Raw genomic sequence first — 23981 nt, forward strand, 5'->3', positions numbered from 1 at the left:
TCACACCGCCGACACGTTCGAACGAACCGATATTATGGCCCTCAGGCGTAATCAGCAAAGACCGGGAGCGGCGTCGCCGGGCTGGCGGTGCGGTGCCGAGCGGTTCTCAGGTCACCGTCGAGAGGAAACCAGTACCGGCGTCCCTGCTCGGTCATGACGCGTCCGAACGCGGAGCCGCTGAAGTGGCAGGCTCCGACGATCGTGCAGGTGTCCTCAAACTTGGCCAGGAGGTCCCCGCGCCACTAGCGGACGCTAGGCCGTGTTTCGTGGATCATTGGACGGGATCGCGGAGCCAGATCTTGATGGACGCGACGTCGATCGTGCCCTGGTAGATGACCTCCCGCTTGTCGAAGCGCGTGGCCACGGCGCGGAACTGCCGCAGCTTGTTGACGCAGCGCTCGACGGTGTTGCGCTCCTTGTAACGTTCGGCGTCGAAGTTGGGCGGACGACCGCCGGACGAGCCGCGCTTGAGCCGGTTGGCCTTCTGGTCCTCCTTGATCGGGATGACTGCCTGGATCTTGTGTTCGCGCAGGTAGGCGCGGTTGGCCTTGGAGGAGTACGCCTTGTCGGCCATGGCACGTGCAGGCCGCTTGCGTGGCCGGCCCAAGCCTCGGCGCGGGATGCGGATCGCATCCATCAGCGGGATGAACCGCGGGGAGTCGCCGTACTGGCCCGGGGTGGTCAGCTTGGTGATCGGACGGCAGCGCCGGTCGGCGACCAGGTGAATTTTGGTGGTCAGGCCGCCTCTCGAGCGCCCCAGCCCCTCACGGTTCTTGCCGGGATTCTTGTGATTCGATGCCGCCCCCCGCGCGGTGGTCGCGGGCCGGGTCGTCCTTGGCCGGAGTGTGCGGTGCTCCGGCGGCGTGCTGGTGGGCGCGGGCGATGGTGGAATCGGCCGACACCGTCCAGTCCTTGCCTTCGGCCTCGTCGCACCCGGCGCGCAGCCGATCCAGCGCCCTCGCCCACGTTCCGTCGCGTGACCAGCGGCGATGCCGCTTGTAGACGGTCTGCCACTTGCCGTACTGGGTGGGCAGGTCCCGCCAGGGGCAGCCGGTCCGGGTCCGCCAGAACACCCCGTTGATCGTGCGACGGTGGTCGGCCCACCGGCCGCCACGGCCCGGGTTGGATGGCAGCAGTGGCTCCAGCCACTCCCATTCCTCATCGGAAAGGTCATGTCGATCAAGCACACATCAGGACATACAGGACGAGCCGCTCAAGATCCAGGAAACACGCCCTAGTAGTGCTTTGTTACGTTTGCGATCTTGGTGGCGATGATCTTGTGTGAGGTCTGAGGAGGTCGCCGCGGTCCGGCCGCGGCTGGAGGAGTTCGCCACTGAGGTGTTCGCTGGGTTGCCGCGGTCGGATCAGCGCACCACCGGCGCGTTGTATCTCCGGGGGCTGTTGCTGGACGGGCAGCGTAAATCCATGCAGCCGATGGCGGAGCGCCTTGGTGTCGATCACCAGCGGCTGCAGCAGTTCATGACCTCCTCGACCTGGGATTTCGTGGCGGTGCGGCGTCGGCTGGCGCGCCGGATCGACGATGTGGTGGCCCCGGTGGCGTGGGTGATCGATGACACCGGGTTCCCCAAGTACGGCTCGTCGTCGCCCGGAGTGGCGCGTCAGTATTCGGGCACGCTGGGCAAGGTCGCCAACTGCCAGATCGGCGTGAGCGTGCACGCGGTCACCGATCATGCCTCGGCCGCGCTGGACTGGCGGCTGTTCATCCCCGACAGCTGGGACGATACGTGCACCGATGACCCGGCCGTGGCCGCACAGATCACGCGGCGGCGCGTTCGGTGCGGTGTTCCTGGTGGCGAACGGAATCGGCCCAAGTGGCAGCTGGCGATCGAGATGCTGGACGAACTGCGCGGCTGGGGCCTGAGTGTGCCGGTGATCTGCGCGGACGCCGGCTACGGCGACAACGCCCACTTCCGGGCCGCCCTCACGGATCGGGGTCTGGACTACATCGTGCAGGTCAAGGGCGCCTGCACCGCCCATGCCGCCGACGCCGTCCCCGAACTGCCCGCCTACGGCGGTCGTGGCCCGCGCGGCCTGCCGCGCTACCGAAGCAAACCCGTTTCCCTGCGCGAACACGTGCTGGCGGCCGGCCGTCATACCGCCCGCCGCCTGTCCTGGCGCGACGGATCCAAAGGGGAACTGGCCGGGGATTTCATCGCGCTGCGGGTCCGTCCCGCCGGTCGCAAACCCCGCGTCGATGATGACGGCACCCTGCCGCAGGCATGGCTAATCGCCCAATGGCCACCCGATGAAGACGAGCCGGTCAAGTACTGGTTGTCGAACCTGCCCGCCGAGGCGTCCCTGGCCGACCTGGTCCGGCTCGGCAAGATCCGCTGGCGCATCGAACACGACTACCGCGAGCACAAGACCGGTCTGGGCCTGGACCACTACGAAGGACGCTCCTGGACCGGCTGGAACCGACACGTCACACTCGTGTCCGCCGCCCATCTGTTCCTCACGATCCTGCGCCTGACCAGCCCAAAAGCAGCTGGGGCGGCCTGAGTCTCTACAAGATCCTCCGCGAGCTGCAAGCACTGCTCGCCACCTGGACAGGCCACTGCCCCACCTGCCGACAACCCCTCGCATTAGCGAGTTAACAAAGCACTACTAGTCGGGTCGACGTCGAACATGAAGGTCAGATATGGGTTCCTCCAGCTGGGCCGAGCAGTGGATGGTGTCGCTGAGGACCACGGCGCGCTCACGCATTGGTGACCGGGAGTGTGTCCCGGTGCATGGACGATCTCGACGCTCGGTGCGATTATCTGCCCATCCGCGGACACCTCGAACCGCGACGTGAAGGGCAGCTGCTGCGCCGGGGCGAACGACTCGTCCGCGTCGGCGAGAGTGGTCCACCTCGCCCGGCCCGGCGAGGTGGCGAGCGTTCCCGAAGGTCAGCGCGTCACAGGTGACGGTCCAGGTGGTGTGGTCGGCGTGCATGTACGTGCACACGGCGGCGTCGATCTCTCCCGGCCTGGCGTCTGCCTTGCCGAGGCTCGTCGGCAGATTTCCGGTCACAAAGCCCTCAATCTTGAGTTGGGTGTCGCCGAAGCCAAGGCCGACGAGGACCTTCTTGTCACCGGACTCGATGAGGAAACCGCCGAGGCTGCACACCCAGCGACCGTTGCTGGTCTGGACGGCATGGCGTGCCCAGCAACGCAAGGCACCGTCAGGATATGGGCATCGCTACCACGAAAATCGCGGCCACGCTCGATCGCAGCAGAACCAGACGCTGGCGATGAGGCCGGATGCCACACAATCGCAGTCGCCACCATGCAAGGCATCCAGCTGTGGAACCCCGGCACCGCCGGTGCCACCGCCTACCACGCGACCGCTCCGCACCAGCGAACGTCGGCGCCAACGGCCAGTCTCGGCCACGCTGGCCGGCACCGAGAACGTCGACTGCGGTCCCGTCCTCGGCTCGCCGGACAGCGTGATCGCCTATGTCATCAGCGGCACGATCAACTGCCACGAAGCCGTTCGGGTATTCAACACCCTGATCTCGATGCCCGACGGTCAGATCCCCGGCGAGCCGGTCACCTTCAACGGATGGACGTGCACCTTTGCACCACCGGGCTCCAATGACCGAGCCAGGAAGGCGACTATCGACGACGGCCGGAAGGGCGAGTCAGGATTGCAACTCGCTAGCCTTCGGTTCAAACGCGAACCCGCGCAAACCATGGCATCGCCGACGGACAGGTGGAAGAGCCGGGCTTCGGTCCAGACGCCGTGAGGTCCTCGCGGATATCCGCGGCTCCGCGCCCGGGTGTAACCGAAGGCCGTGTCAACCGTTCAAGCCGGCCTCCGAGGACTCGGGGCGCGTAGATGACCAAGGGGGCTGCACGGAAAGCGCCCATGCGGGTTGCGTCCATGGATGTGATGTAGGAGTTTCCGCTGATCAAAGGCGTACCGTCCCGAGCTGAGACCGCCGGGAAAGGAAGAGGCCGCACCAGCCGCTGATGCCGATGGCCTCCTGGGCACGGCGGTCCGTGTGCGCCTCATGCGTTCGGCGCATCGCACCGCCCGTCATCGGCATTGGCCTTGGCGTGACGCACCGGTTGAGACTGATTCTCATGACCTTCACCCCTGGGCCGCTCGACGGTCTCGTCGTCGTTGCCCTCGAACAGGCGGTCGCCGCCCCATTCGCCAGTCGTCAGCTCGCCGACCTGGGGGCACGCGTCATAAAGATCGAGAGGCCGGATAGCGGGGATTTCGCTCGTGGATACGACACCACCGTCAACGGCCTGGCCAGCCATTTCGTGTGGCTCAACACCGGCAAGGAGAGCGTCACGGCTGATCTCAAGACGGCGGACGGGCGGGCGCTTCTCGATCGGCTCCTGGAACAGGCCGATGTGTTCATCCAGAATCTGTCTCCCCGGGCGGCTCGGGCCCTGGGCGTTTCGGCCCGCCAGCTCACCGCACGTCATCCGCAGCTGGTGGCCTGCGATGTCTCCGGCTATGGCAATGGCGGCCCCTACGAGGAGCGCAAGGCTTACGACCTGCTGATCCAGTCGGAGACCGGCTTGGTCGCCATCACGGGAACGTCGGCCACGCCGTCGAAGGTCGGTGTCTCGATCGCTGACATCGCGGCGGGCATGTACGCGTACTCGGGGATCTTGAGCGCGCTGCACCAGCGCCATCGGACGGGGCGTGGCGCCGCTCTCGAAGTGTCCATGCTCGAAGCGCTGGGTGAATGGATGGGCTACGCCTACCTCTACAGCAGATACGGCGGAACGCAGCCCTCCCGGGCCGGTGCGAGCCACGCCACGATCGCGCCTTACGGCCCGGTGGCCACGCGGGGCGGGCAGGCCGTGGTGTTCGGCGTGCAGAACGAACGTGAGTGGGCTGTGTTCTGCCGGGATGTGCTTCAGCGCCCCGACCTGGCCGAGGACCCGCGGTTCGGCGGCAACGGCCACCGGGTCGAGCACCGGGAAGAACTCGACCAGGTCATCGCGGAGATCTTCGCCGACCTGGATCTGCCCGAGGCGGTCGACCGGCTTGCGGGCGCCGAAATCGCCTACGCCCAGCAGCGGTCGCTGTCGCAGTTCGTGGCCCACCCGCAACTCTTGGCGCGGGACCGGTGGCGCGTAGCGCAAACACCGGTTGGCCCCGTCGAGGTGCTGAAACCGGCAGTGACCGCTGACTGGCCGACCCCGTCAGGAGCGGTCCCGGGGCTCGGCGAGCACACCGATGACGTGCTGGCCTGGCTCGACGCGGTCGAAACGGCCGGATCCGAGCAGCCCGCTGGATTCGACAACAACGCAGAGGAAGGCGTCACGGCATGACATCGACACGGAACGGCGGTACCGCAGGTGGCGGCGACGAGGTCGCGACCTTCCGGCTCCTCATCGGAGGAAAGCCGGCCGACGCGCTGTCGGGGAGATCGTTCGACTCGCTGAACCCCTACACCGGCCAGGTGTGGGCGAGGGCGGCGGACGGCGGCCCCGAAGACGTCGACGTGGCCGTCGAGGCTGCCCGCGCGGCGTTCGAAGGCGAGTGGGGGGCGCTGTCCGGATTCGAACGGTCCGCGCTGATGCGGCGCCTGGGTGATCTCATCGCGGATCGTGCCGAGGAACTGGCGACCCTCGAGGTCAACGACTCCGGGAAGCTGAACCGCGAGATGGTCGGCCAAATGAGGGCGATGAGTGGTTGGTACCACTACTACGCCGGACTCGCCGACAAGATCGAAGGCCGGTCGATCCCGACCCCGAACCCGGACTACCTCGTCTACACCACGCGCGTCCCGGTCGGTGTCGTTGCGGCGATCACGCCGTGGAATTCGCCGCTCCTCCTGCTGACGTGGAAGCTTGCCCCTGCGCTGGCCGCCGGATGCACCATGGTCGTCAAGCCGTCGGAGCACTCGCCCATCTCTACGGTCGTCTTCGCGTCGCTGCTCACGGAGGCTGGGTTCCCCGACGGTGTCCTCAACGTCGTCACCAGTTCCCGGGGCGAGGTCGGAGCCGCTCTGGCCGGCCATCCCGGGATCGACGCGGTCGCGTTCACCGGAGCCACCTCCACTGGCCGCGCCGTCGCGGGTGCCGCCGCCCAGAACCTGAACCGCGCCGTGCTGGAGCTTGGCGGCAAGTCCCCGCAGCTCGTATTCGAGGACGCCGATCTGCGCGCCGCCGCCAGCGGGGTCGTATCCGGAGTGTTCGCCGCCACAGGCCAAACGTGCATGGCCGGATCCCGGCTGATCGTGCACGAGAGCGTCCATGACGAACTCGTCCGCCTTGTCAGCGAACGGGCGTCCACACTCCGGCTCGGTGACCCACAGGACCCGGTGACCGAGATGGGTCCCGTCGCCAATAAGCCCCAGTACGACAAGGTTCTCGGCTATCTGCGCACCGCGGTCGAAGAAGGCGCCCGCGTCGCATGCGGCGGTGGACCCGACGACGAACTCGGCGGCTACTTCGTCCGGCCCACCGTCCTGACCGGAGTCGACCCCGGTTCAGCCGTCGTTCGCGAGGAGATCTTCGGGCCGGTGCTCAGCGTCTACACCTTCTCCGACGAAGCCGAGGCGATCCGGCTTGCCAATGACACGCCGTTCGGGTTGGCGGGCGGGGTGTGGACCAAGGACGTCCACCGGGCGCACCGCGTCGCAGGTCGGATTCGGGCAGGGAACGTCTGGATCAACGACTACCGCGTCGTGTCGCCCAGTGTGCCCTTCGGCGGGTTCGGGGACAGCGGCATCGGCCGGGAGAACGGTATCGGCGCCATCGACGAATACCTCGAAACCCGCTCTGTCTGGGTTCGGCTCAGCGGCCAGACGCGCGACCCCTTCGTGATGGGATGATGATGAACGAACGTCTCGTGCCCGGACCGGCCGTCGGGCTGGCCGCGCTGCTAGATCTTCCTACCGGCGCCATCGACCAGGGCTGGGAGCTTCCTCTCCTGTGGCACTGGGCGTACTTCGTGGAGCGACCGCCCCAGTCGGACCTCGGTCCTGAGGGCCACGACAGGAACGGCATCCCCCAGCCGCCCCGTGAAGGGCTCCGTCGCATGTACGCCGGCGGACGGGTCGAGTCCCACCGCCCTCTCGTCCTGGGCGAGGAGGCCGACGCCACTGTTGAGATGGTCGACGTACGTGAACGGCGCGGCCGGTCCGGCTGGATGACCATCGTCACCACCCGCCGTACGATCCGGCAGCGGCGGGAGATCGCGCTCACCGATGAGGTCGACATCATCTACCGTGAGGCCACCCGCCTGAGCGCGGTGGATGCCACGACCGCCGCGCCCGCGCCCGGCAAGGTCGTCGGGACCGAGATCGCGGTCGACCAGGCATATCTATTCCGGTTCTCGGCGCTGACCTACAACGCCCATCGGATCCATTACGACGTCGACTACTGCCGGGAAGTGGAGGACTACCCCGGTCTGGTCGTCCACGGCCCGTTGCAGGCCCTCCTTATGAGTGAGGAGGCGTGCCGTCACGGGGCCGGCGGGGCCGGGACACGGTTCGAATACCGGCTCATGTCCCCGCTGATCCTCGGCCAGGGCCTGGTGGTCGACACGGCCGAGCAGGACGGTGTGGTGACCACACGCGTCCGGGATCGGCGCGGCCGGGTGACGGCGACGGGACGGCTCACCCGTTCGGGTGCCTCTCGGGATGCAACGTCCGGCGCTATCGGCGCTGCTTACGTCCGGTGACGGCATCACCGGAGGAGATGAACTTGTCGTCGACCTGGCTGTTCGTTCCGGGCGACCGGCCCGAGCGGTTCGCCAAGGCCACCGCGTCGGGAGCCGATCAGATCATCATCGACCTTGAAGACGGCGTCACGCCGGACGCCAAGGCCAGTGCGCGGCGAGCTGCGGCGGAGTGGCTCGCCGCCGGGCATGCCGCATGGATCCGGCTGAACGCGCCGGGAACGCCCTGGCATGACGAGGACGTCTCCGAAATGAGAGGTCTCACAGCCCTTCGGGGCATGGTGCTCCCGAAATCGGAGCGTCCATCGGACCTGGCGCTGCTGGCCTCCCGGCTCCCGCCGGGGACCGGCCTCATGGCGCTCATCGAATCGGCACGCGGCATCGTGAACGCGACGGCCATCGCGGACTGCGGACCTGTCACCCGCCTCGCGTTCGGAGCCGTCGACTACTCCCTCGACATCGACGCCGACGACACCGGCGACGCGCTCCTGTTCGCCCGCAGCACTCTCGTCGTCGCCTCACGCGCCGCCGGCAAACCACCACCGGTCGACTCGGTGACCACGGACCTGACCCCGCACGCGGCCGCGTCGGACGCCCGGCGCGCACGCGCCCTGGGCTTCGGCGGGAAGTTCCTGATCCACCCCGCCCAGGTCGCCCCCGCGGCCGAAGCGTTCCGGCCAACGGATGACCAGCTGGAATGGGCTTACAGCGTCTTGGACGCCGCGAGCCAGGCAGCCAACGGCGCGACGAGCAGCGGCGGCCACATGATCGACCGGCCGGTCGTCGAACGCGCCCGGCGGATCATCACCGCGCAAGCCCGCCTCTGGCGCCCTCATGCGTCTGGCGCATGAACCGCCCGCGAACACGCACTTCTCATGACGGACGTCACCCTCAATACTGAATAAACTCATCGAAAGCCCGTTTGGATACCCTTCTCAGCAATGAAGGAATCCTCTCAATATTCAGGAGGCAGCTAAATGCCAGCCACTCCCGCATCTTCACAATCAATCGTCGTCGGAGATGTGCGAATAACCTATCTGCCAGACGGTGTCGCTCACTTCTCCTATGGAGTCTTCCCGGGATCGTCGGACGAATGCTGGACACGCCACGCCGCCCAGACCAGCAACGGCCGTTGGGTGTGCAGCATCGGCGGTTTCCTTATCGAGTCCGGTGACAAGAAGATCCTCGTCGACCTCGGCTTCGGCGACACAGAACTGGAAGTGGAAGGCTTCGTGACCGCGAAGAGCGGCAGCCTCCTCACCAGCCTCGCGAAGGCTGGCACCACCCCCGGCGAGATCGACACCGTCGTCTACACGCACATGCACGCCGACCACACGGGCTGGACGATCAGCGGCGACGCCCTGACCTTCGCGAACGCCCGCCACTTGGCCGGGCCGGGAGAGGTCGCCCACTGGCTCGACCACGCTGGCGAGGCGTTCGCCCCGGCGCAGCAGTTGCCGTTCGCGTCGCGATTCGAGGAGACCACCGAAGGCGAGGACCTCGCGCCCGGCGTTCAGATCGTCCATGCTCCCGGCCACACTCCCGGCCATCAAGTCGTCGTGGTCTCCTCCGGCGAAGAACGCGCCATCGTCCTGGGCGACACCATCCACTGCTCCGCCCAGTTGGAAGAACTCGACCTGACCTTCATGTTCGATGTCGATCCCGACCGCGCGCGCCTGTGGCGTGAGGACACGCTGGCCAAACTGGAGGACACCGGCACGACCGTCGGGGCCTGCCACTTCAGCGGCTCCGCGTTCGGCCGCGTCATGACCGGCCAAGGCCGCCGGTACTGGTCTCCGCTGGGCGGGTGACCCACGAATCACCGTCGCACCGCACTACCGATGCCGTTGTCGCTGGTCGTTTCCTCTTCCGTTGAAAGGCGGATGAACTCGAACAGTTCAGCGTGTCGGCAGTGCGGTGCATTCTGTAATTTTTCCGGACGTCAGCCGAGATCAGCATATCCGACCGATGGCTGCGACACGAATATTGTCAAATACCGAGAAAAGCATTGAGTCACGTAGGTATCGACGAGTTGCGCGTGCTCCTCGTCGTCACAGAATTGCAGAATATCTCACGGTCCGCGGCGACGCTCAACATCTCGCAACCAACGCTATCGCGGACCATCAGGCGGATCGAACAGGCCTACGGCGTGGAGCTCCTTGACCGGCCCAACCGCCGCCTCCGGCTCAACCAATACGGCCAGGTCCTGGCCTCGCGCATCGAAGCCGCGCTCCGGGAACTGGCGCAGGCCGAGGACGGCATCGCCCTTAGACGTCGTCTCATTTGGTGAGGCGGTGGTGGCAGATGAGGGCGGCGGCGATGACGGCGAAGGTCAGGGACTGTTCGGGTTTGCGTTCGTAGCAGGAACTGACCGAGATGACGGCACAGGAGTGGGAGCACGTGCTGCGGATCAATCTGACCCGCACGTTCTTCTGCATCAAGCACGACATCCCCGAGCTGCGCCGGGCAGGGGGCGGGGCGATCTCCAACATCGCCTCCGGCGGCGGCCTGCAACGCCATCCCGTTGTCTCCTGCGTACGTGGCCGGCAAGCACGGCGTCATTGGGCTGACGAAGGCCGCCGCCGTCGACTACGCCCCTGACGGCATCCGTGTCAATGCCCTCGCTCCCGGGATGACCCGAACCGCGAAACTGGACCAGGTCACCGAGGGCACCGACATGATCGCCCAGCACGAGGCGCTCACGCCGCTCGGCCGTCTCGCCACCCCGGACGAGATCGCCGATGCTGCAATCTGGCTGTGCTCAGACGAGTCCTCCTATGTCACCGGCACCACGCTGTCGGTCGACGGCGGACGCCGCGCCTGACCGCAGGAACAGGAACAGGAAAATCGGACATGCAGCGGATCATCGCCGTCGAAGAGCACATCGCCACGGATGCCTTCCTGGATACCGCTCACCGCCTCAACGTCGTCCCCGGCGACGGCACCGAGATCGGACTCATGCGCATCGTCGAGCGACCGGGCCCGGTCCGGACAGCCCTGACGGACATCGACGCGAGGATCGCGGCGATGGACGCCGCCGGACAGGCGTTGGCGATCCTCGCCATCAACCCGCCGGGCGTCCAGCCCTACCCCGCCGCCGACGCCGTCCCGCTCGCCCGGGCCGTCAACGATTCCCTCTCCGACCTGGTACGAGCGCGTCCGGACCGTTTCGGCGCGCTCGGCACGGTCGCACCACAGGACCCGAACGCCGCCGCGACCGAGCTCGAACGGAACATGGGCCGCTCGGACTGCACGGCGTCGTGATCAACTCCCACACCGACGGCCACTACCTCGACGAGCCTCAGTTCGCCCCGCTCCTCGAAGCCACCGAAGCCAACCGGGCGCCGATCTACCTGCACCCGCGTCTCCCGAGCATGCTCGCCCCCTACAACGCATACGGCATGCAAGCCGCGATCTGGGGATACCAGGCCGAGGCCGGCCTGCATGCCATGCGGCTCATCCTCGGCGGTACCGTCGACCGTCACCCGGACCTCACCATCGAGCTCGGTCACCTCGGCGAGGGCATCCCGTACCGGCTGCGACGCATCGACAACCGCCACGCCTACGCCAGCCGCGTGCTCGGCGCCACCGACGGCATACCCCGGCTGCAGCTCACTCCCAGCGAATACTTCCGACGCGACTTCATCCTCACCACCAGCGGCATCGACGACCCCGCCGTGCTCGACCTCGCCCTCACCACCGTCGGCGCGGACCGCATCATGTTCGCCATCGACGCCCCCTACGAAGACACCGACGACGCGATCGCGTTCCTCCACGACGCGCCCCTTACGGACGCCCAACGGGCAGGCATCAGCCACGCAACCGCCGAATGCATCTTCAACCTCCGCTGACCCGACGACCACAGGATTCCCGAGGCGACCGCGACCTGCGCAGCCGATAGAGGCGTGGACGTCGTGTGGCCCCTGTCGGCAAACGATCGAATGACGACAGGCGCAGCGGGCATCCAATGAACCCGGACATTCCGGGGCGCCGGGGCGGCGCCGATCCAATCAGATCCGACGGTGATTGCTGACAGGGTTTGACGACAGATAGGGTCCGTTCCTCCGCATGGAAGGAGCCCCGGATGGCGAACCTGGTCTACAAGCGGGTCTCGAGGCCATGGCCAACTGGATCGGCAGCACCCTGCGGCTGATGCTCACCGACGACCGATTCTCACTCACCCTGTCAGGCGGTCGCCACAGCGCCGCTCAGGCACTCAACGAAGTGCTCTGGGAAGATAGATACCTCCGGGCAGAACAGCCTGGGCAGGTGGGCGACCGAGGACACCCGTCTAGGCCGTGTTTCGAGGTCCGCCGTGTGATGTGTCGTGATCGTTAAGCAAAGAGGTCTCCGGTAGAGGCTTCATCGGCCAAGAAGAACCTCATATCCGGAGACCTCGTGGCCGCCGCCAGATCCTCGGGAGGCAGCCGTTCGCCAGCGCCCGTCAAACACCTTTTGTCCCTGATCACACTCCAGGTGAATCTAATGGGGTTTGAAGGGGCCGACCAGGCGACAGTCTGAGGTGAATCCGGGACCTCGATCTCTTTACCAAGACCGACGAGCCTGGCCGGCCCCTTGCAAGACGGCTCCGGTTCTCCATGACCTACCGCTCCTTGAGCCCTGGGGCCTGGAGCGCGTGAATGCCCGGCCGGGATCGGGTGGCCGCTGATGTTCATCCGGTTGGATCTTGCCCGTGGTTCGAGCCCGTCCGCACGGAGACTCCCTCGACGATTCGGAGCCTTCGAGCTCTTGGCAAAGACAGGGAACCGTGCCGGTCGCTGGGATCACGGACGGCTCATCGGATGTCAGGCCAGCGAGCCTTTCCATTAGGGCGCCGTGTGGTTCCACCAGGGCTGTGACCAGCACGAACAATAACCTCCTCGGGAGCACCAGTTTGAAGATCACCTGTGGCATCGGCTGGAGCGAAAAGCACCACGACATCGCGCTCGTCGACGAGGCCGGCGCCCTGGTCGCCAAACGCCGCATCACCGAGAGCGTCGAGGGCTTCAACGAGCTGCTGACGATGCTGGCCGAGGCCGGCGACACCGCCGAGGACCCGATCCCGATCGCGATCGAGACGCCCCGCGGCCTCCTGGTCGCCGCGCTACGCGCCACCAGCCGCAAGATCTACCCGATCAACCCGATGGCCGTCGCACGCTACCGCGAACGCTACTCACCCTCGGGAAAGAAGTCCGACCACACCGATGCCCTGGTGCTGGCCAACATTCTGCGCACCGACGCGCACGTCCATCGGCTGCTGCCCGACGACACCGAGCTGATGCGCTCCATCGCCGTGCTGGCCCGTGCCAGCCAGGACGCCACCTGGCGGCGCACCCGCGCCTCCAACGAGCTGCGATCCCTGCTGCGTGAGTATCACCCCGCCATGCTCGAGGCCGCCGCCATCCGCAGCGGCAACCTCACCACGCCGATCGCCCGCGCGCTCCTGCAGCTCGCACCCACCCCGGCAACGGCCACCAAGCTCTCCAAGACCCGGATCATCACTGCCCTGCGCCGCGCCGGCCGGATCCGTGACGTTGAAAGGCTCGCCGCCGAACTCCAACAGATCCTGCGTCGCCCGCAACTGCGCCAAGACCCACTGGTCGAACAGGCCATGGGCGTCCAGGCGCTGCGCCTGCTGGCCACGCTGAACGCCGAGTGCGACAGCGTCGACCAACTCGCCGACGCCACTCAAGAAGCCTTCCAGCAGCACCCCGACCACGATGTCATCACCAGCTTCCCAGGCCTTGGCGAACAGACCGGCGCCCGGCTCCTCGCCGAGATCGGCGATGACCGCGACCGCTTCGCCGACGCGCGAGCCCTCAAAGCCTTCGCCGGCTCGGCCCCAGTCACCCGGGCATCCGGCCGGAGCCAGGTCATCACCTATCGCCGGGTGAAGAACGACCGGCTCGCCTCCGTCGGCTTCTCCTGGGCGTTCTCAGCCCTGATCGTCTCGCCCGGAGTTCGCATCCACTACGATCGCTGCCGCGCCAAGGGCGAACGACACACCGCTGCCCTCCGCCACCTGTTCAATCGCTTCCTCGGCTGCCTCTACCACTGCATCCAACAAGGCCTCACCTACGACGAAGCCACCGCATTCCCCAGCCCCGCCCAAACCGCCGCTTGACTCTTACGACCATCGGATGTCTTGGTGGTCAGCCCGCCTCGCGAACGACCCAGCCCGTGATCGACAGGATCCGACGAGACGACCGATCGAACAGGCGGACGCCGAGTTCGCGTTCCAGTCGAGCAGCGGAGGACATCAGATCTTCGCATCTTAACCATTTAGGAAGAATATTTTCAGTTGTTTGGGAATGCTGGATCCGCTGACAGGATCAGTTCTTACGCCCCACGCCGGCATACATCCACCGCGTGTCACTTGGGTGGGCGACGGCGGGGCGCCACTGCGGTACCCAAACGACGCCAGGATCGAGGAGGTCAAAGCCCGCGAACAGTGCCTCGACATCCGTCCTGCTACGGCTCCGAATCTGGCTGGTCGCATTCGCCCACGTCCGTGCGGCCTGCCCTTGAATTTCCGGGTGTCCTTCCCCGGTGCCGTGCGACAAAATCAACAGACTATCCTGAGGGACGGCTTCACGGAAGGCACCGATGGTGTTCTGCGCCTCCTCGTCGGTGACGAAATTTAGCACGGCCAGCATTAGTACGGCCACCGGCTCGTTAAAATCGATCAGGGCGCGCGTCGACGGGTGGTTGAGGATAACCGTGGGTTCGCGCAGGTCTGCTTGTATGACATCGATCGTCCTCGACGACCGGAGCAGCGCTCTCGCATGTACGAGCACGACAGGGTCGTTGTCGACGTATATAACGCGAGCGCCTGGATCGAGCGACTGTGCCACCTCATGGACGTTCCCTTGAGTGGGCAGTCCGGTGCCCAAATCAATGAATTGTCGGATCCCAGAGGCAATTGCAAATTGCACGGCCCGGGCCAAAAATGCGCGGTTATCGCGCGCCGCACGCGGGATGTCGGGCCCAACCTTAAGCGCAACACTTGCGGCGGCACGGTCGACGGCGAAGTTGTCCTTTCCTCCGAGGAAGACGTCGTAGATCCGGGCGGGGCTCGGTTTCGTGAAGTCGACCCCTTGCGACGCCCTCTCGCCGACCGGCCCATGCCAAGCCGCTCCTGAGTCCTGGTTGTTCGTCACTACCGCTACTTCCGTTTCGATCAAAGAAGTCGTATTCACGCTATCCCTTTCTCCAGGCAATCCGCTGCTACCTCTTGCCAATCCCTCGAAGATCGACAGAAGCGGCTTGTTCTCGACCGGACTTATTGATCCAGCCAGCGATGCGTATCGACATGCGCACGATCGCCGCCCCGGCCGGGTGCCGAGCACTGGGCGGGTCACCTCGACTGACGGGGCCGCACACCGGATTGCCCGACGCTGCGGAGGGCATCTGGTCCACACGGTGCGCGGGCGTCCGGCGATCACCCTGCCGATGTTTCGTGCTTACCGCCCTGCCAGCCACGTGGCGCCAGCGTCGCTGACCCGGTGCGCGATGGAGGGTCCCCAAGGCCGTCAGACGGGGACCAGGTCAGACGGGGCGGCGTCCGACGGCGGTCAGGTAGGTGCGCAGGATCAGGCCGCCGGCCCGTTCGCGCCGTGAGGGGTCCGGGGCGGCGTGGTAGGCGGGCGCGAATGTCGTGCGTGCGAATTCTTCCAATGTGGTCGCTGTGGTGTTGCGTGGCGAGCGGGGCTCGGCGTGCAGCCGGCCGGTGCTGATGGCGTGGTTGGTCTCCAGCGCGAGTTGCGCGGCGTTGGACGACAGCCCGCCGGCGCTGGTCATCCCCTTGCGCTGTACGGCGTCCGGGAGGGGCGCGTAGCGCAGGTCCGGTCGGCCGATCGCGGCGCCGAGGATTCGGGTCACCTCGATCATCGTGTAGTCGCGTGGGCCGTTAAGGTAACGGACGATTCGGCCGTGAAAGTTCGGTGCCCGCAGATAATCAGCGGCGACGGAGGCGATGTCCGACGTGGCGACCGTCGGAAAGGCGACGTCGGGATCGATCGCCAGTCCGTTGATCCCGGCCGTCTTGATCAGACCGATGTTCCACAGGAAGTTCTCCATGAACCACACAGGGCGCAGGTAGACGGCGTTGAGTCCCACAATCTCGTCGAGCTGTTGCTCGAACCAGCGGCACGCGGCGATGCCGCCCGCCGCGTCGGGATCCTCGGCACCCCAGCTGCTGAGCAGCACCAGGTGACGGATCCCGGAGTCGCGGATCGCGCCGACCATTGCTTGGACGTTGCGTCGCTGCTCGGCGTTGATATCCGGCCGGGTCAGGTCGGCCGGCGTCAACACGAACGCCGCGTCGGCGCCGCGCATCACGTCGGTGAGGAAAACAGGGTCCTGGAACATGCCGACCCGGGCATCGGCGCCTTCCTCCACCAGGTGACCGAGCCGGTCGGCGTCCCGGGCGACGGCCCGCACGGCGTGCCCGGCCGACAGCAACTCCCGCGCGACCCGGCCTCCCACGTGCCCGCTCGCGCCGGTGACGACAACGACGCTGCCCATGCTGCGCCCACCTTCGGATCACTTGCCAATTACTTGCATGACGCTAGCGCAAGCTGCTCCTATCATGCAAGTGTGACGAGACCGCCCGCAGCCACCGAGGAAAGGGTTGACCGTGCTTGGTAAGACCTACGAGGGGCAGAACTGCTCCGCCGCGCGTGCCCTCGAGGTGGTCGGCGAACGCTGGAGCCTGCTGATCATGAGGGACGCGATCTTCCGTGGCACCACCAGGTTCACCGAGTTCCAGCGCATCCTCGGCATCGCGCCGAACATTTTGGCCAACCGGCTGGACGGCTTCGTCGCCGCCGGCCTCATGACCATCGAGGGCCGGGACTACCGGCTCACCACCAAGGGGCTGGACCTGCAGTCAGTGATCGTCGCCCTGACCGAGTGGGGCGACCGGTGGGCAGCGCCGTCGGGTCCGCCGATCCTCTACCGACACGATGGTTGCGGTGGCCACGTCTGCCAGAAACTGTACTGTGCCGACTGCGGCACCGCTCCGAACGCAGCAGAAGTCACCGCCACACCAGGTCCCGGCACCGGACCGTGAAAACTTCGGCGACCGGGCGTCGGCCATGTCGACAGTCCCGACTCGCCGTCACGACACTCGGCGACTACGGTGCACTGAGCAGGATTTTTCCGCTGATCTCCCGTCGTTCCAATGCTACGTGCGCGGAGGCCGCTTCGGACAGCGGGAAGACGGCACCGACTTCAGGCTGGATTTCTCGGCGGCGGGCCAGGTCGAACAGCCGACTCAGGCTGTCCCGATACCAGTAGGGATCTGAGTTGATCTCCTTGGGCAATGAGCAGATCGCGGTTCGCCTGCCAGGGGCCAGGGCCAGCACTCTGTTATGCAGGGCGCCACGCACCGTGTCGGCCAAAACGCGTCCAGGCCGACCGGCGAACGCGTAGCTGACCAGCACTCCGCCAGGCGCGAGAAGACGGTGGTTGGTGTGCATGCTTGAGCCACCGATGTGGTCGAACACCGCGTGCACGCCGTCGGGATGACGTCTGCGGATCGTCGGCTCCAGACGGTCCGAGCGATAGTCGACGGGAAGCAGGTCATAGCGTTCAAGCCGCGTGATACTTCGCTGCGACGCGGTCCCGTACATGGTCAGACCCTGGCGGGCGCCAAGTTGGCAAAGCGCGTCGCCGACGCCTCCGGTCGCTCCGTGGATCAGCACGACGTCCTTCGGGTTCACTCGGGCATGCCGTTCGAGCAGGCTGACCGCTGTCAGCCAGTCCAGTGTGATGGCGGCGGCGATTCGGACGTCGAGTTCTGCCGGTACGGGGACCAATGCGGAGATCGGGAGGGTGCGGTATTCGGTATAGGCGCCCATTCTGGGCAGGCAAGCGGCGACTCGGGCGCCCGGAGCGAGCCATGATGGTACCGGACGTCCCGGTTCGATTCGATAATCGACGATTTCGCCGACGAGTTCATATCCGGGGGTGAATGGTCGCCGACGCTGGAGCAAGTACTCACCACGCCGGGCCATGACATCGGTGTAGCCCACTCCCGCGGCGGAGACCTTCACTCGGGCGTGGCCCTCTTGCGCCGGCGGTGTCACGGCGTCTGCGAGGCGGAGTCGTTCGGGCCCGCCGAAGCGCTCGACGATGATTTTCTTATGGCGTATCGCAACAGATGTCATGGTGGTATTCCTCGTCATCGTGAATGTACGCGCCGCACCGTTTCGCCTGCCCAGTCGAAGATGACTTCGTGGGCCAGATGAATGGCACCGTTCCGGCAGTGCAGGCCACCGCCATCGACGCTGGTGAACTCCTGGACGGTGACCGACCGCGCGCGCGTCAGCCGCCTCGCGAAATCGTGAGCGAGTCGAGGGTCGAAGAACTGTTCGTCCTCGCCGACGAGAACCAGGACGTCGGCGCCGATGTCCGCCGTCCACGCTCGATCGTCGTACCGGCCCAGCTCGGCGATCAAGTCGGGCAGCGTGGAGGTTCCGAAGGTCCAGTGCGCGTTCTGCAATGCCCATCGCAACTCGGCGTCGCGGCGGGCGCGAAGCCTGATGAGCCCCTGCATCCATCGCGGTGCGCGCTCGATTCGATCGCGCATGAGCCGGGGCATCTTGGAGGCGAACGCCTCCAGCATGCTCGGAAAGTAGTCGAATAATACAATTCCATCATAACGTTTCTCGACCGAGGCCGCTCTGGCCAGCAGGTGGCCGCCGAAGCTCACGCCCACGCCGATGATCGCGCCAGAATCACAGTGTTCTCCGAGGGAATCGATGACCGTCGCGGCGGGTTTCTCCCACGCAGGAGTGAAGGGCATCTCGAACTCCCGCAACAGGTTGCCCTGCCCGGGCCCCTCAAAGATCAGGACATGGAAGCCGCGTTCCAACGCGCCGGCTCCGATCGTGAAGTACAGCTCCTCCGGGGTTGAGTCGAACCCGCCGTGTACCACCAGAACGTCACCGGCGGCCGCGCAGGGCGATCTAAGGAAGATCGTTTCTAGCTGCGCATCGTTATACGGCAACCGCGAGCGGGTAGCGTCCACACCGAGGGCCCGGAGGCCGGCGTTGAACCAACGGCGTGACGCCTGGGTCGTCGACGAGCGCCGCGGATCCCGCGAATCAAGGTAGAACTCGGCGGTACGCACATAATTGCTGGCCCGTAGGAACGCTTTTCCCTTCGACACCGGGTCACTGAGCCGCTCGCCGCGAGCGTGAACACGGGTGGCCAACTGCCACCATTGCACGTACCAGGAATCGAAGTCACCGGGTCTGACGCGCGAGACCGCGGCACTGACCTCGCCGAAGTCCGCGCCGTCGAACGGGCTCGACCACAACGCTCGCATCGCCTCGAAGTGGAACGTCGCCGTGGGAGAGAACGTCAAGGGCCTCAATGCAGCCTCCTCCGCGAAGCCACGTCATGGACTACGTCATGTCATGCATGACATGACGTACATTATCCATGACATGACATGGATACAAGTAATCTGGCCTCATGGACGAGGTGCTGGAGTTCGTGCTCGCGGTGAAGGCCGCTCACCGGGAGATCAACCGACGGTTCAGCGACGCGCTGCGGCCGTTGGGAATCACGGTCGTGCAGGCTGAAGCAGTACTCGTCCTCGCCGCCGGACCACTCTCACTCAAGGAACTCGGCGCACGTGTCGTCGCCGAAACGGGCAATCCAAGCCGCCTAGTCGATCGGCTTGTGGCGCTTGGGCTCGTACGGCGCGGAGCGTCGCCGGACGACGGGCGCCGGGTCCAGGTCGCCCTCACAGATCGAGGACGCCGCATGGAAAGCGACATTCGGCAGGTGCGGCGACCGCTACTCGACTGGGGGCGTCAGGTGATGGACGGGCAGGGCCTCGCCGCCGCCACCGTCATCCTGCAGCGCCTGGTCGACCAGCGTTGACTCCGTCAAGCCCGCCGGTCACCTTAAGGACCGCACCGCCGTATGTCGTTTCGCACGCCGGGGCTTGCCCGCCTGCCAAGCCGAACTCACCTTCGCCGCCATGGTCCTCAACCTCGTCAAGCTCTGCTGCCTGGATTCAGCCCGACGCGCAGCCGCTCTCACCACCTGATCTGGGCCGGTGCCCCAACCGACGACGTATCAGCATCCCGGCCACCGCGGCCACCTCTATGACCGCAAAGCTGCCCATTTGTCCGGATCCGCCACTCGACCGGCCCAGCCGACCCTGGAGTCAGGCCACTCCGAAATAAAGCAACAGCCAACGTGCCCGCGTAGGTGTCCCCTCCCGGTAACCGTTGCGGTCCCAGGCACCGAGCCTTTCGGGGTCACCGACAGACTGCCGTTGACCATCACGCTCATTTACGCATGGCAAGCCCATGGCGGGCCAGCAGATGCTGGCTCTTCGACGAAGGGGCCAGGCGGAGCCGGGATCTTCGTGTGCACCTAGCGCGCCGGGCCGGACCGGCCGACCCACTGCTCAGGGGTACGACATCCACCGGCTCTGAGCGGAGATCTCTCCGGGCAAGGACGCCCTTCGCCACAATCGTCCAGGGTGATTTCCCCGATCAATGATGGTTCGTCACTCTGCGGTGAGCGGCGATGTTGCTGCGTCCTGAGGCGCGGCTGATGAGTGCTGACACGGCGTAGGCCTTGAGTCGCAGGCGTCGGAGAACCTGGTGCGGTCGTCACCGCGTTCGGCCAGGAGGCGGGCGCCGGTCAGGTCGGCCAGGCCAGGGACGCTGGTGATGGTGGCCGCGTCGGGGTGCTGGTGGAAGGCTTCGCGGGCGGCTTCGGCGAGCTGGTCGGCGGCTTGGCAGGCGGCATCCAGTTGCAGCACCAGGGCGTGGACCTGGTGGCCGAAGGCTTCTTCGATCAGCGTAAGCTGCCGGAGTTGTTCTTCGCGGAACAGGGCGTACAGCCGGTCGGCCCAGGCCTCGATATTGCGCTGACGGCCGGCGTAGCGCAGGAGCGACTGGAGCCGGGCCTTGGTGAGCCTGGCGGCCGCAGCGGGAGTGGGGGCGGCCTGGAGCACGGCGCGGGCCTCACGGGAGGTCAGCCCGATATTCTTGACCTGGAAGGCCTTCAGCGCAGCCGGGAAATATTCGCGCAGCAGGGACCGGAGCTGGTCGGCGAGCTGCTGGCGGTTCCAGGTGGCTTCTTGCTGAGCACGGGCCAGGACCGCGATCGCCTGCACCAGCTCGGAGTCATCCGGCAGCGGCCGGTGGTGGGCGGTGTCGACGCGCAGGATATTTGCCAAGGTCAAAGCATCGGCGTGATCGATCTTAGGCCGCGCGACGGCGTGCCGTTCGCGGTAGCGGGCCGCAGCGAGCGGGTTGATCGCGTACACCTTGCGGCCGGTGGCGCGCAGGCAGGCGGCCAGCAGGCTGCGGCTAGTCTCGAGCGCGACCGGGATCAGTGCTTCAGGCTTGTCACCGTAGTCGGCGAACAGCTCGAGCAGCGTCCGCCAGCCGGCCAGATCGTCACTGATGCGGCGGCGGGCTAGGAGGTCACCGTCGGCGTCGACGAGCGCGACGTCGTGGTGCTTGTCGTTCCAGTCGATCCCGCATGTGATCTTCAACGGGTCTCCTTTAACGATGTCGTCGCTGGCGATAGCGGATGGTGGGCCACACCGCAAGCTGATGAGCGTTCGGTGGCTCGATTCCGATCAGCGGTTCGCCGTCCGAGCCTGGCCGCGGGTACTGCTGTTTACCTGGGGGCTCTGCGCCAGGGTGGTAGGGGCGGTGTGCCCTGCGGCTGGCTCAGCCCGCGATCTCGACGAAGTCGGGCCGGTCCACGTCCGCTGCGGGCCCCCTGCCTGGGCATGAGAAGTCGATGTCTTGTGAGCATGAGACATCGACTCGCCGGCGACCGGTGGGCGCGATCAGAGAGGTGCCGGGGGCGCGCGTCCTGGTGCGAGCCCCCGGCAGGACATGACCGCGGTGAGCTTAGACGGTGAGCACGACCTTGCCGTCGACGCGACGATCGCGCAGGGCGGTGAGCGCCTCGTTCAGCTTGGTCCAGTCCTCGACGCGGCCGAGCGTGGGGTGCAGGCGGTCGGCGGCGACCAGCCCGACGAGGGTCCGAAGATCCGCAGCGGGCGGCTCGGGGTAGGCGTACGAGAAGTAGCTGACGATCCGTACGCCTTCGTGCCCGCCGATGAAGTCGTAGATGCTGATCGGTGTCTTCTCACCGCTACTGGAACCGATGAGGGCGATGGTGGCTCCAGGCGCGGTCAACTTTACAGCGGAGGCTAGCGAAGCGCCGCCGACCGATTCGACGACCAGATCATAAGGGCCGGTGGCCTCAGCAGGATCGGGCACGACGTCGTGCGCGCCGAGGGCGAGCAGGTCCCGTTCCTGCCGGGCGACGGCGGTCACGATCGCGCCCGCCGCGGCGGCCAGCTCGACCTGGAATCGGCCCACTCCCCCATTGGCGCCGGTGATCAGGACACGGCGGCCGAGCAGATTACCGCCCAGACGAAGGGTTCGCAGTGCAGTAAGGCCGGCCAAGGGCAGCGCTGCACCCTGTTCCACGCTGACCTCCGGCGGCAGTTCCACGAGCCGATCTGTCGGCACCGCGACGCGTTCCGCCCAGCCCGCCCCTTCCACAAGAGCGGCTACGCGGGCTCCGGGGGTTGGTCCCGTACCGTCGGCGGCCGCCTCGAGCACGACACCCGCGACGTCCTGTCCCGGACGCCAGTTCGACGTGCGTGCCTCCAGCAGGGCCAGCTCACCACGGTTGACCGAGAACGCCCGCACGGCGATGAGTGCTTCGCCCGCCGCGGCGACCGGCTCGTCCGCCGTGCCGATGACCGCTCCGTTCGGGGTATTGATCACTGTCTTCATGCGGGCCAGTCCATCGCGGGAACAAGCCGGGAACCAGATGCGCTTCCCATGTTGACCTATCACCGATCGTTATAGGACCAATGGAGATACGGCAGCTTCGGTACTTTGTCGCGGTCGCCGAGGAGGGCGGTTTCGCCCTTGCCGCCGAACGCCTGCACATCGTCCAGCCGGCGGTGAGCCAACAGATCGCTCGGCTGGAACGCGAACTCGGCGTCCGCCTGTTCGATCGGTCGTCTCGTCGGATCCGTTTGACGGGCGCCGCCGAACGGCTGCTTCCCGAGGCACGGGCTCTGCTTGCGAAGGAGCATCGGATCCGTCAGGTCGCCGACGACATCGCAGCGGGCACCGAAGGGATCCTGCGCCTGGGCACCAGCCAGGGCCTCGGCGACCGGCTGGAGTTCATACTGCGGGACCTGGCCCCCCGATTGACGGTTCGGCTCAGCGCGATACCACTAGCCGAGCGCCTGGCGGCCCTGCGGTCTGGACGGCTAGACGCCGCTTTCGTTCGAGCGCTGGACAGCGCGCCAGGACTGGAGCTGCTGCCAGTGTGGAACGACCCGCTCGTGGTCGCGCTGCCCGCTGAACACCCGCTGGCCGCGAAACCGATCATTGCGCTGGAAGACCTGGCCGAGATTCCGCTCCGGCTGGCCCCCCGTGCGGACAACCCGCCGCTACACGACCTGCTCATGAGGGCCTGCCGGGACGCCGGTTTCGAACCCATGCCTGGAACCCCGTTCACCAACCTTCAAGACACCATGGCCGAGATCGGCACCGGCGTCGCTTCCTGGACCGTTCTCTACCGGGCGGCCGCGCACCTCGTCTCCTATCGACGGGTCGCCGTACGGCCGCTCGCCCGGCCCAGCGTGGTTACCTCACTCGCCGTCATACCGGACCCACCTGGCCCCGCACTGCGTCTTCTCCTAGATGTACTGACCGGGGACATTAGTTGACTCGGAGCTTGCGCAGTCCCCGTTCCGAGCTCTGTTAGGCGCCTGCGGCCTCGCGGCACTTCGCGAGCAGGCGCCGTAGAGTTGCGCGTTCGTCGCTATCGAGTGCGTCGTGCATGCGCTGCTCCACGACCCCTGCTGTGGCGTCGGCTTCTGCGACGAGCTGCGCACCGTCGGCGGTGAGCCGGGTGGGCCGCGAGTTGCGGTTCCAGTCGTCCTGCTCGCGCATGACCAGCCCCTTGGCCTCGAGGGTCTTCAGGGTCGCGGCCGTCTCGTTCTTCGCAGTCTGGAAGGACTCCTCGGTCGCCCAGCGCGTACCAGCGACGCGCACCAGATCCCCGATCATGGTGCCGTCCGGCCCGAAACAAACGTAGTAAGCGATCTCGCCAGGCTCACTGATCGAGCGCCGAGCCAGCAGCCAGTGACCCCAATCCGGACGGCACAATGGACAAATATCGATCGCAGCCCAGTCATAGATCCTCTGCCCGCGAACGCCATCACCGCAGCTCAACCGCTCCCACACCTGAGCCGGAAGCTCAGCGACAAGGCGATCGACGCGGACCTTGGTCATCTGCAT

26 protein-coding genes are annotated in these 23981 nt (G+C 66.5%); 16 read left to right on the forward strand and 10 right to left on the reverse strand.

The genetic code is table 11. From position 1 onward, the window contains the following. Nucleotides 1-271: 271 nt before the first annotated feature. Nucleotides 272-1187 (reverse strand): IS5 family transposase gene (locus ACYVF7_RS31995; protein WP_460347951.1). Its coding sequence is split into 2 segments (ribosomal slippage): nt 272-850 and nt 852-1187, totalling 915 coding nucleotides; the frame shifts between segments, so codons are not numbered across the junction. A 94-nt stretch (nt 1188-1281) separates the two neighbouring features. Here ACYVF7_RS31995 and ACYVF7_RS32000 point away from each other — a divergent pair. Continuing rightward, complete coding sequence (locus ACYVF7_RS32000) at nt 1282-2520, forward strand: IS701 family transposase (RefSeq protein WP_460348058.1); 1239 nt, start codon at nt 1282-1284, stop codon at nt 2518-2520. Nucleotides 2521-2625: 105 nt separating this feature from the next. On the opposite strand, the gene ACYVF7_RS32005 is transcribed toward ACYVF7_RS32000, so the two are convergent. After that, a complete protein-coding gene (locus ACYVF7_RS32005) occupies nt 2626-3129 on the reverse strand; it encodes an MBL fold metallo-hydrolase (RefSeq protein ID WP_460348060.1) in 504 nt (167 codons plus the stop codon). 319 nt (nt 3130-3448) lie between these two features. Here ACYVF7_RS32005 and ACYVF7_RS32010 point away from each other — a divergent pair, with 319 nt between their 5' ends. The 7 genes from ACYVF7_RS32010 to ACYVF7_RS32040 all read left to right on the forward strand — a co-directional run bounded on the left by ACYVF7_RS32010 (nt 3449) and on the right by ACYVF7_RS32040 (nt 9946). Then, a complete protein-coding gene (locus tag ACYVF7_RS32010) occupies nt 3449-3748 on the forward strand; it encodes a hypothetical protein (RefSeq protein ID WP_460348062.1) in 300 nt (99 codons plus the stop codon). A 340-nt stretch (nt 3749-4088) separates the two neighbouring features. Further along, entirely contained in the window at nt 4089-5300 is a 1212-nt protein-coding gene (locus ACYVF7_RS32015) for a CaiB/BaiF CoA transferase family protein (protein ID WP_460348064.1), read from the forward strand. Next, entirely contained in the window at nt 5297-6808 is a 1512-nt protein-coding gene (locus tag ACYVF7_RS32020) for an aldehyde dehydrogenase (RefSeq protein WP_460348066.1), read from the forward strand. Before ACYVF7_RS32015 ends, ACYVF7_RS32020 begins: the two co-directional genes overlap by 4 nt. Continuing rightward, the gene (locus ACYVF7_RS32025) at nt 6805-7659 is read left to right on the forward strand and encodes an HTD2 family dehydratase (RefSeq protein WP_460348068.1); all 855 of its coding nucleotides are present in this window, start codon (nt 6805-6807) and stop codon (nt 7657-7659) included. Before ACYVF7_RS32020 ends, ACYVF7_RS32025 begins: the two co-directional genes overlap by 4 nt. 17 nt (nt 7660-7676) lie before the next feature. Further along, nucleotides 7677-8507: an HpcH/HpaI aldolase/citrate lyase family protein gene (locus ACYVF7_RS32030; protein ID WP_460348070.1), complete on the forward strand. Its 831-nt coding sequence runs from the start codon at nt 7677-7679 to the stop codon at nt 8505-8507. Between the two features lie 285 nt (nt 8508-8792). Continuing rightward, nucleotides 8793-9467: an MBL fold metallo-hydrolase gene (locus ACYVF7_RS32035; RefSeq protein ID WP_460348072.1), complete on the forward strand. Its 675-nt coding sequence runs from the start codon at nt 8793-8795 to the stop codon at nt 9465-9467. Nucleotides 9468-9694: 227 nt separating this feature from the next. Next, on the forward strand, nt 9695-9946 hold the full coding sequence (locus ACYVF7_RS32040; protein WP_460348074.1) for a LysR family transcriptional regulator: 252 nt from the start codon (nt 9695-9697) through the stop codon (nt 9944-9946). Here ACYVF7_RS32040 and ACYVF7_RS32045 read toward each other — a convergent pair. Next, nucleotides 9936-10094 (reverse strand): hypothetical protein, encoded by a 159-nt coding sequence (locus tag ACYVF7_RS32045; protein ID WP_460358645.1) that lies wholly within the window; start codon nt 10092-10094, stop codon nt 9936-9938. The genes ACYVF7_RS32040 and ACYVF7_RS32045 overlap by 11 nt on opposite strands. Between ACYVF7_RS32045 and ACYVF7_RS32050 the strand changes: the two genes are divergently transcribed. The 5 genes from ACYVF7_RS32050 to ACYVF7_RS32070 all read left to right on the forward strand — a co-directional run bounded on the left by ACYVF7_RS32050 (nt 10033) and on the right by ACYVF7_RS32070 (nt 13780). After that, entirely contained in the window at nt 10033-10257 is a 225-nt protein-coding gene (locus ACYVF7_RS32050; RefSeq protein WP_460348076.1) for an SDR family NAD(P)-dependent oxidoreductase, read from the forward strand. The genes ACYVF7_RS32045 and ACYVF7_RS32050 overlap by 62 nt on opposite strands. Then, nucleotides 10175-10480 carry an SDR family NAD(P)-dependent oxidoreductase gene (locus tag ACYVF7_RS32055; protein ID WP_460358208.1) on the forward strand — a complete coding sequence of 102 codons (306 nt, stop codon included), beginning with the start codon at nt 10175-10177 and terminating at the stop codon, nt 10478-10480. Before ACYVF7_RS32050 ends, ACYVF7_RS32055 begins: the two co-directional genes overlap by 83 nt. A 29-nt stretch (nt 10481-10509) precedes the next feature. Beyond that, nucleotides 10510-10920 (forward strand): amidohydrolase family protein, encoded by a 411-nt coding sequence (locus tag ACYVF7_RS32060; RefSeq protein WP_460348078.1) that lies wholly within the window; start codon nt 10510-10512, stop codon nt 10918-10920. Next, on the forward strand, nt 10917-11507 hold the full coding sequence (locus tag ACYVF7_RS32065) for an amidohydrolase family protein (RefSeq protein ID WP_460348080.1): 591 nt from the start codon (nt 10917-10919) through the stop codon (nt 11505-11507). Before ACYVF7_RS32060 ends, ACYVF7_RS32065 begins: the two co-directional genes overlap by 4 nt. Nucleotides 11508-12550: 1043 nt before the next feature. After that, entirely contained in the window at nt 12551-13780 is a 1230-nt protein-coding gene (locus ACYVF7_RS32070; protein WP_460348082.1) for an IS110 family RNA-guided transposase, read from the forward strand. Between the two features lie 208 nt (nt 13781-13988). Here ACYVF7_RS32070 and ACYVF7_RS32075 read toward each other — a convergent pair whose 3' ends face one another. Continuing rightward, nucleotides 13989-14855 carry an SAM-dependent methyltransferase gene (locus tag ACYVF7_RS32075; RefSeq protein WP_460348086.1) on the reverse strand — a complete coding sequence of 289 codons (867 nt, stop codon included), beginning with the start codon at nt 14853-14855 and terminating at the stop codon, nt 13989-13991. 349 nt (nt 14856-15204) lie between these two features. Then, nucleotides 15205-16182 (reverse strand): NAD(P)H-binding protein, encoded by a 978-nt coding sequence (locus ACYVF7_RS32080; protein ID WP_460348088.1) that lies wholly within the window; start codon nt 16180-16182, stop codon nt 15205-15207. A 112-nt stretch (nt 16183-16294) separates the two neighbouring features. Here ACYVF7_RS32080 and ACYVF7_RS32085 point away from each other — a divergent pair, with 112 nt between their 5' ends. Next, complete coding sequence (locus ACYVF7_RS32085) at nt 16295-16729, forward strand: winged helix-turn-helix transcriptional regulator (RefSeq protein ID WP_460358211.1); 435 nt, start codon at nt 16295-16297, stop codon at nt 16727-16729. 64 nt (nt 16730-16793) lie between these two features. On the opposite strand, the gene ACYVF7_RS32090 is transcribed toward ACYVF7_RS32085, so the two are convergent. Both ACYVF7_RS32090 and ACYVF7_RS32095 read right to left on the reverse strand, forming a co-directional pair. Beyond that, nucleotides 16794-17828: a zinc-binding dehydrogenase gene (locus tag ACYVF7_RS32090; protein ID WP_460348090.1), complete on the reverse strand. Its 1035-nt coding sequence runs from the start codon at nt 17826-17828 to the stop codon at nt 16794-16796. A 14-nt stretch (nt 17829-17842) separates the two neighbouring features. Further along, nucleotides 17843-19030, reverse strand: coding sequence for an alpha/beta fold hydrolase (locus tag ACYVF7_RS32095; RefSeq protein ID WP_460348092.1), 1188 nt, complete (start codon nt 19028-19030; stop codon nt 17843-17845). A 110-nt stretch (nt 19031-19140) separates the two neighbouring features. On the opposite strand from ACYVF7_RS32095, the gene ACYVF7_RS32100 reads away from it, so the two are divergent. Beyond that, nucleotides 19141-19554, forward strand: a complete 414-nt coding sequence (locus ACYVF7_RS32100) for a MarR family winged helix-turn-helix transcriptional regulator (protein ID WP_460348094.1) — start codon at nt 19141-19143, stop codon at nt 19552-19554. Nucleotides 19555-20191: 637 nt separating this feature from the next. Here the strand turns inward: ACYVF7_RS32100 and ACYVF7_RS32105 are convergent. Together ACYVF7_RS32105 and ACYVF7_RS32110 are read right to left on the reverse strand one after the other, a co-directional pair. Next, the gene (locus ACYVF7_RS32105) at nt 20192-21247 is read right to left on the reverse strand and encodes an IS110 family transposase (protein WP_460348096.1); all 1056 of its coding nucleotides are present in this window, start codon (nt 21245-21247) and stop codon (nt 20192-20194) included. Between the two features lie 310 nt (nt 21248-21557). Continuing rightward, complete coding sequence (locus ACYVF7_RS32110; protein ID WP_460348098.1) at nt 21558-22457, reverse strand: zinc-binding dehydrogenase; 900 nt, start codon at nt 22455-22457, stop codon at nt 21558-21560. An 80-nt stretch (nt 22458-22537) separates the two neighbouring features. Between ACYVF7_RS32110 and ACYVF7_RS32115 the strand changes: the two genes are divergently transcribed. Beyond that, nucleotides 22538-23407, forward strand: a complete 870-nt coding sequence (locus ACYVF7_RS32115; protein WP_460348100.1) for a LysR family transcriptional regulator — start codon at nt 22538-22540, stop codon at nt 23405-23407. Between the two features lie 34 nt (nt 23408-23441). Here ACYVF7_RS32115 and ACYVF7_RS32120 read toward each other — a convergent pair whose 3' ends face one another. Next, nucleotides 23442-23981, reverse strand: a complete 540-nt coding sequence (locus ACYVF7_RS32120; protein WP_460358647.1) for a MarR family winged helix-turn-helix transcriptional regulator — start codon at nt 23979-23981, stop codon at nt 23442-23444.

Source organism: Actinoallomurus acanthiterrae, assembly GCF_054775715.1.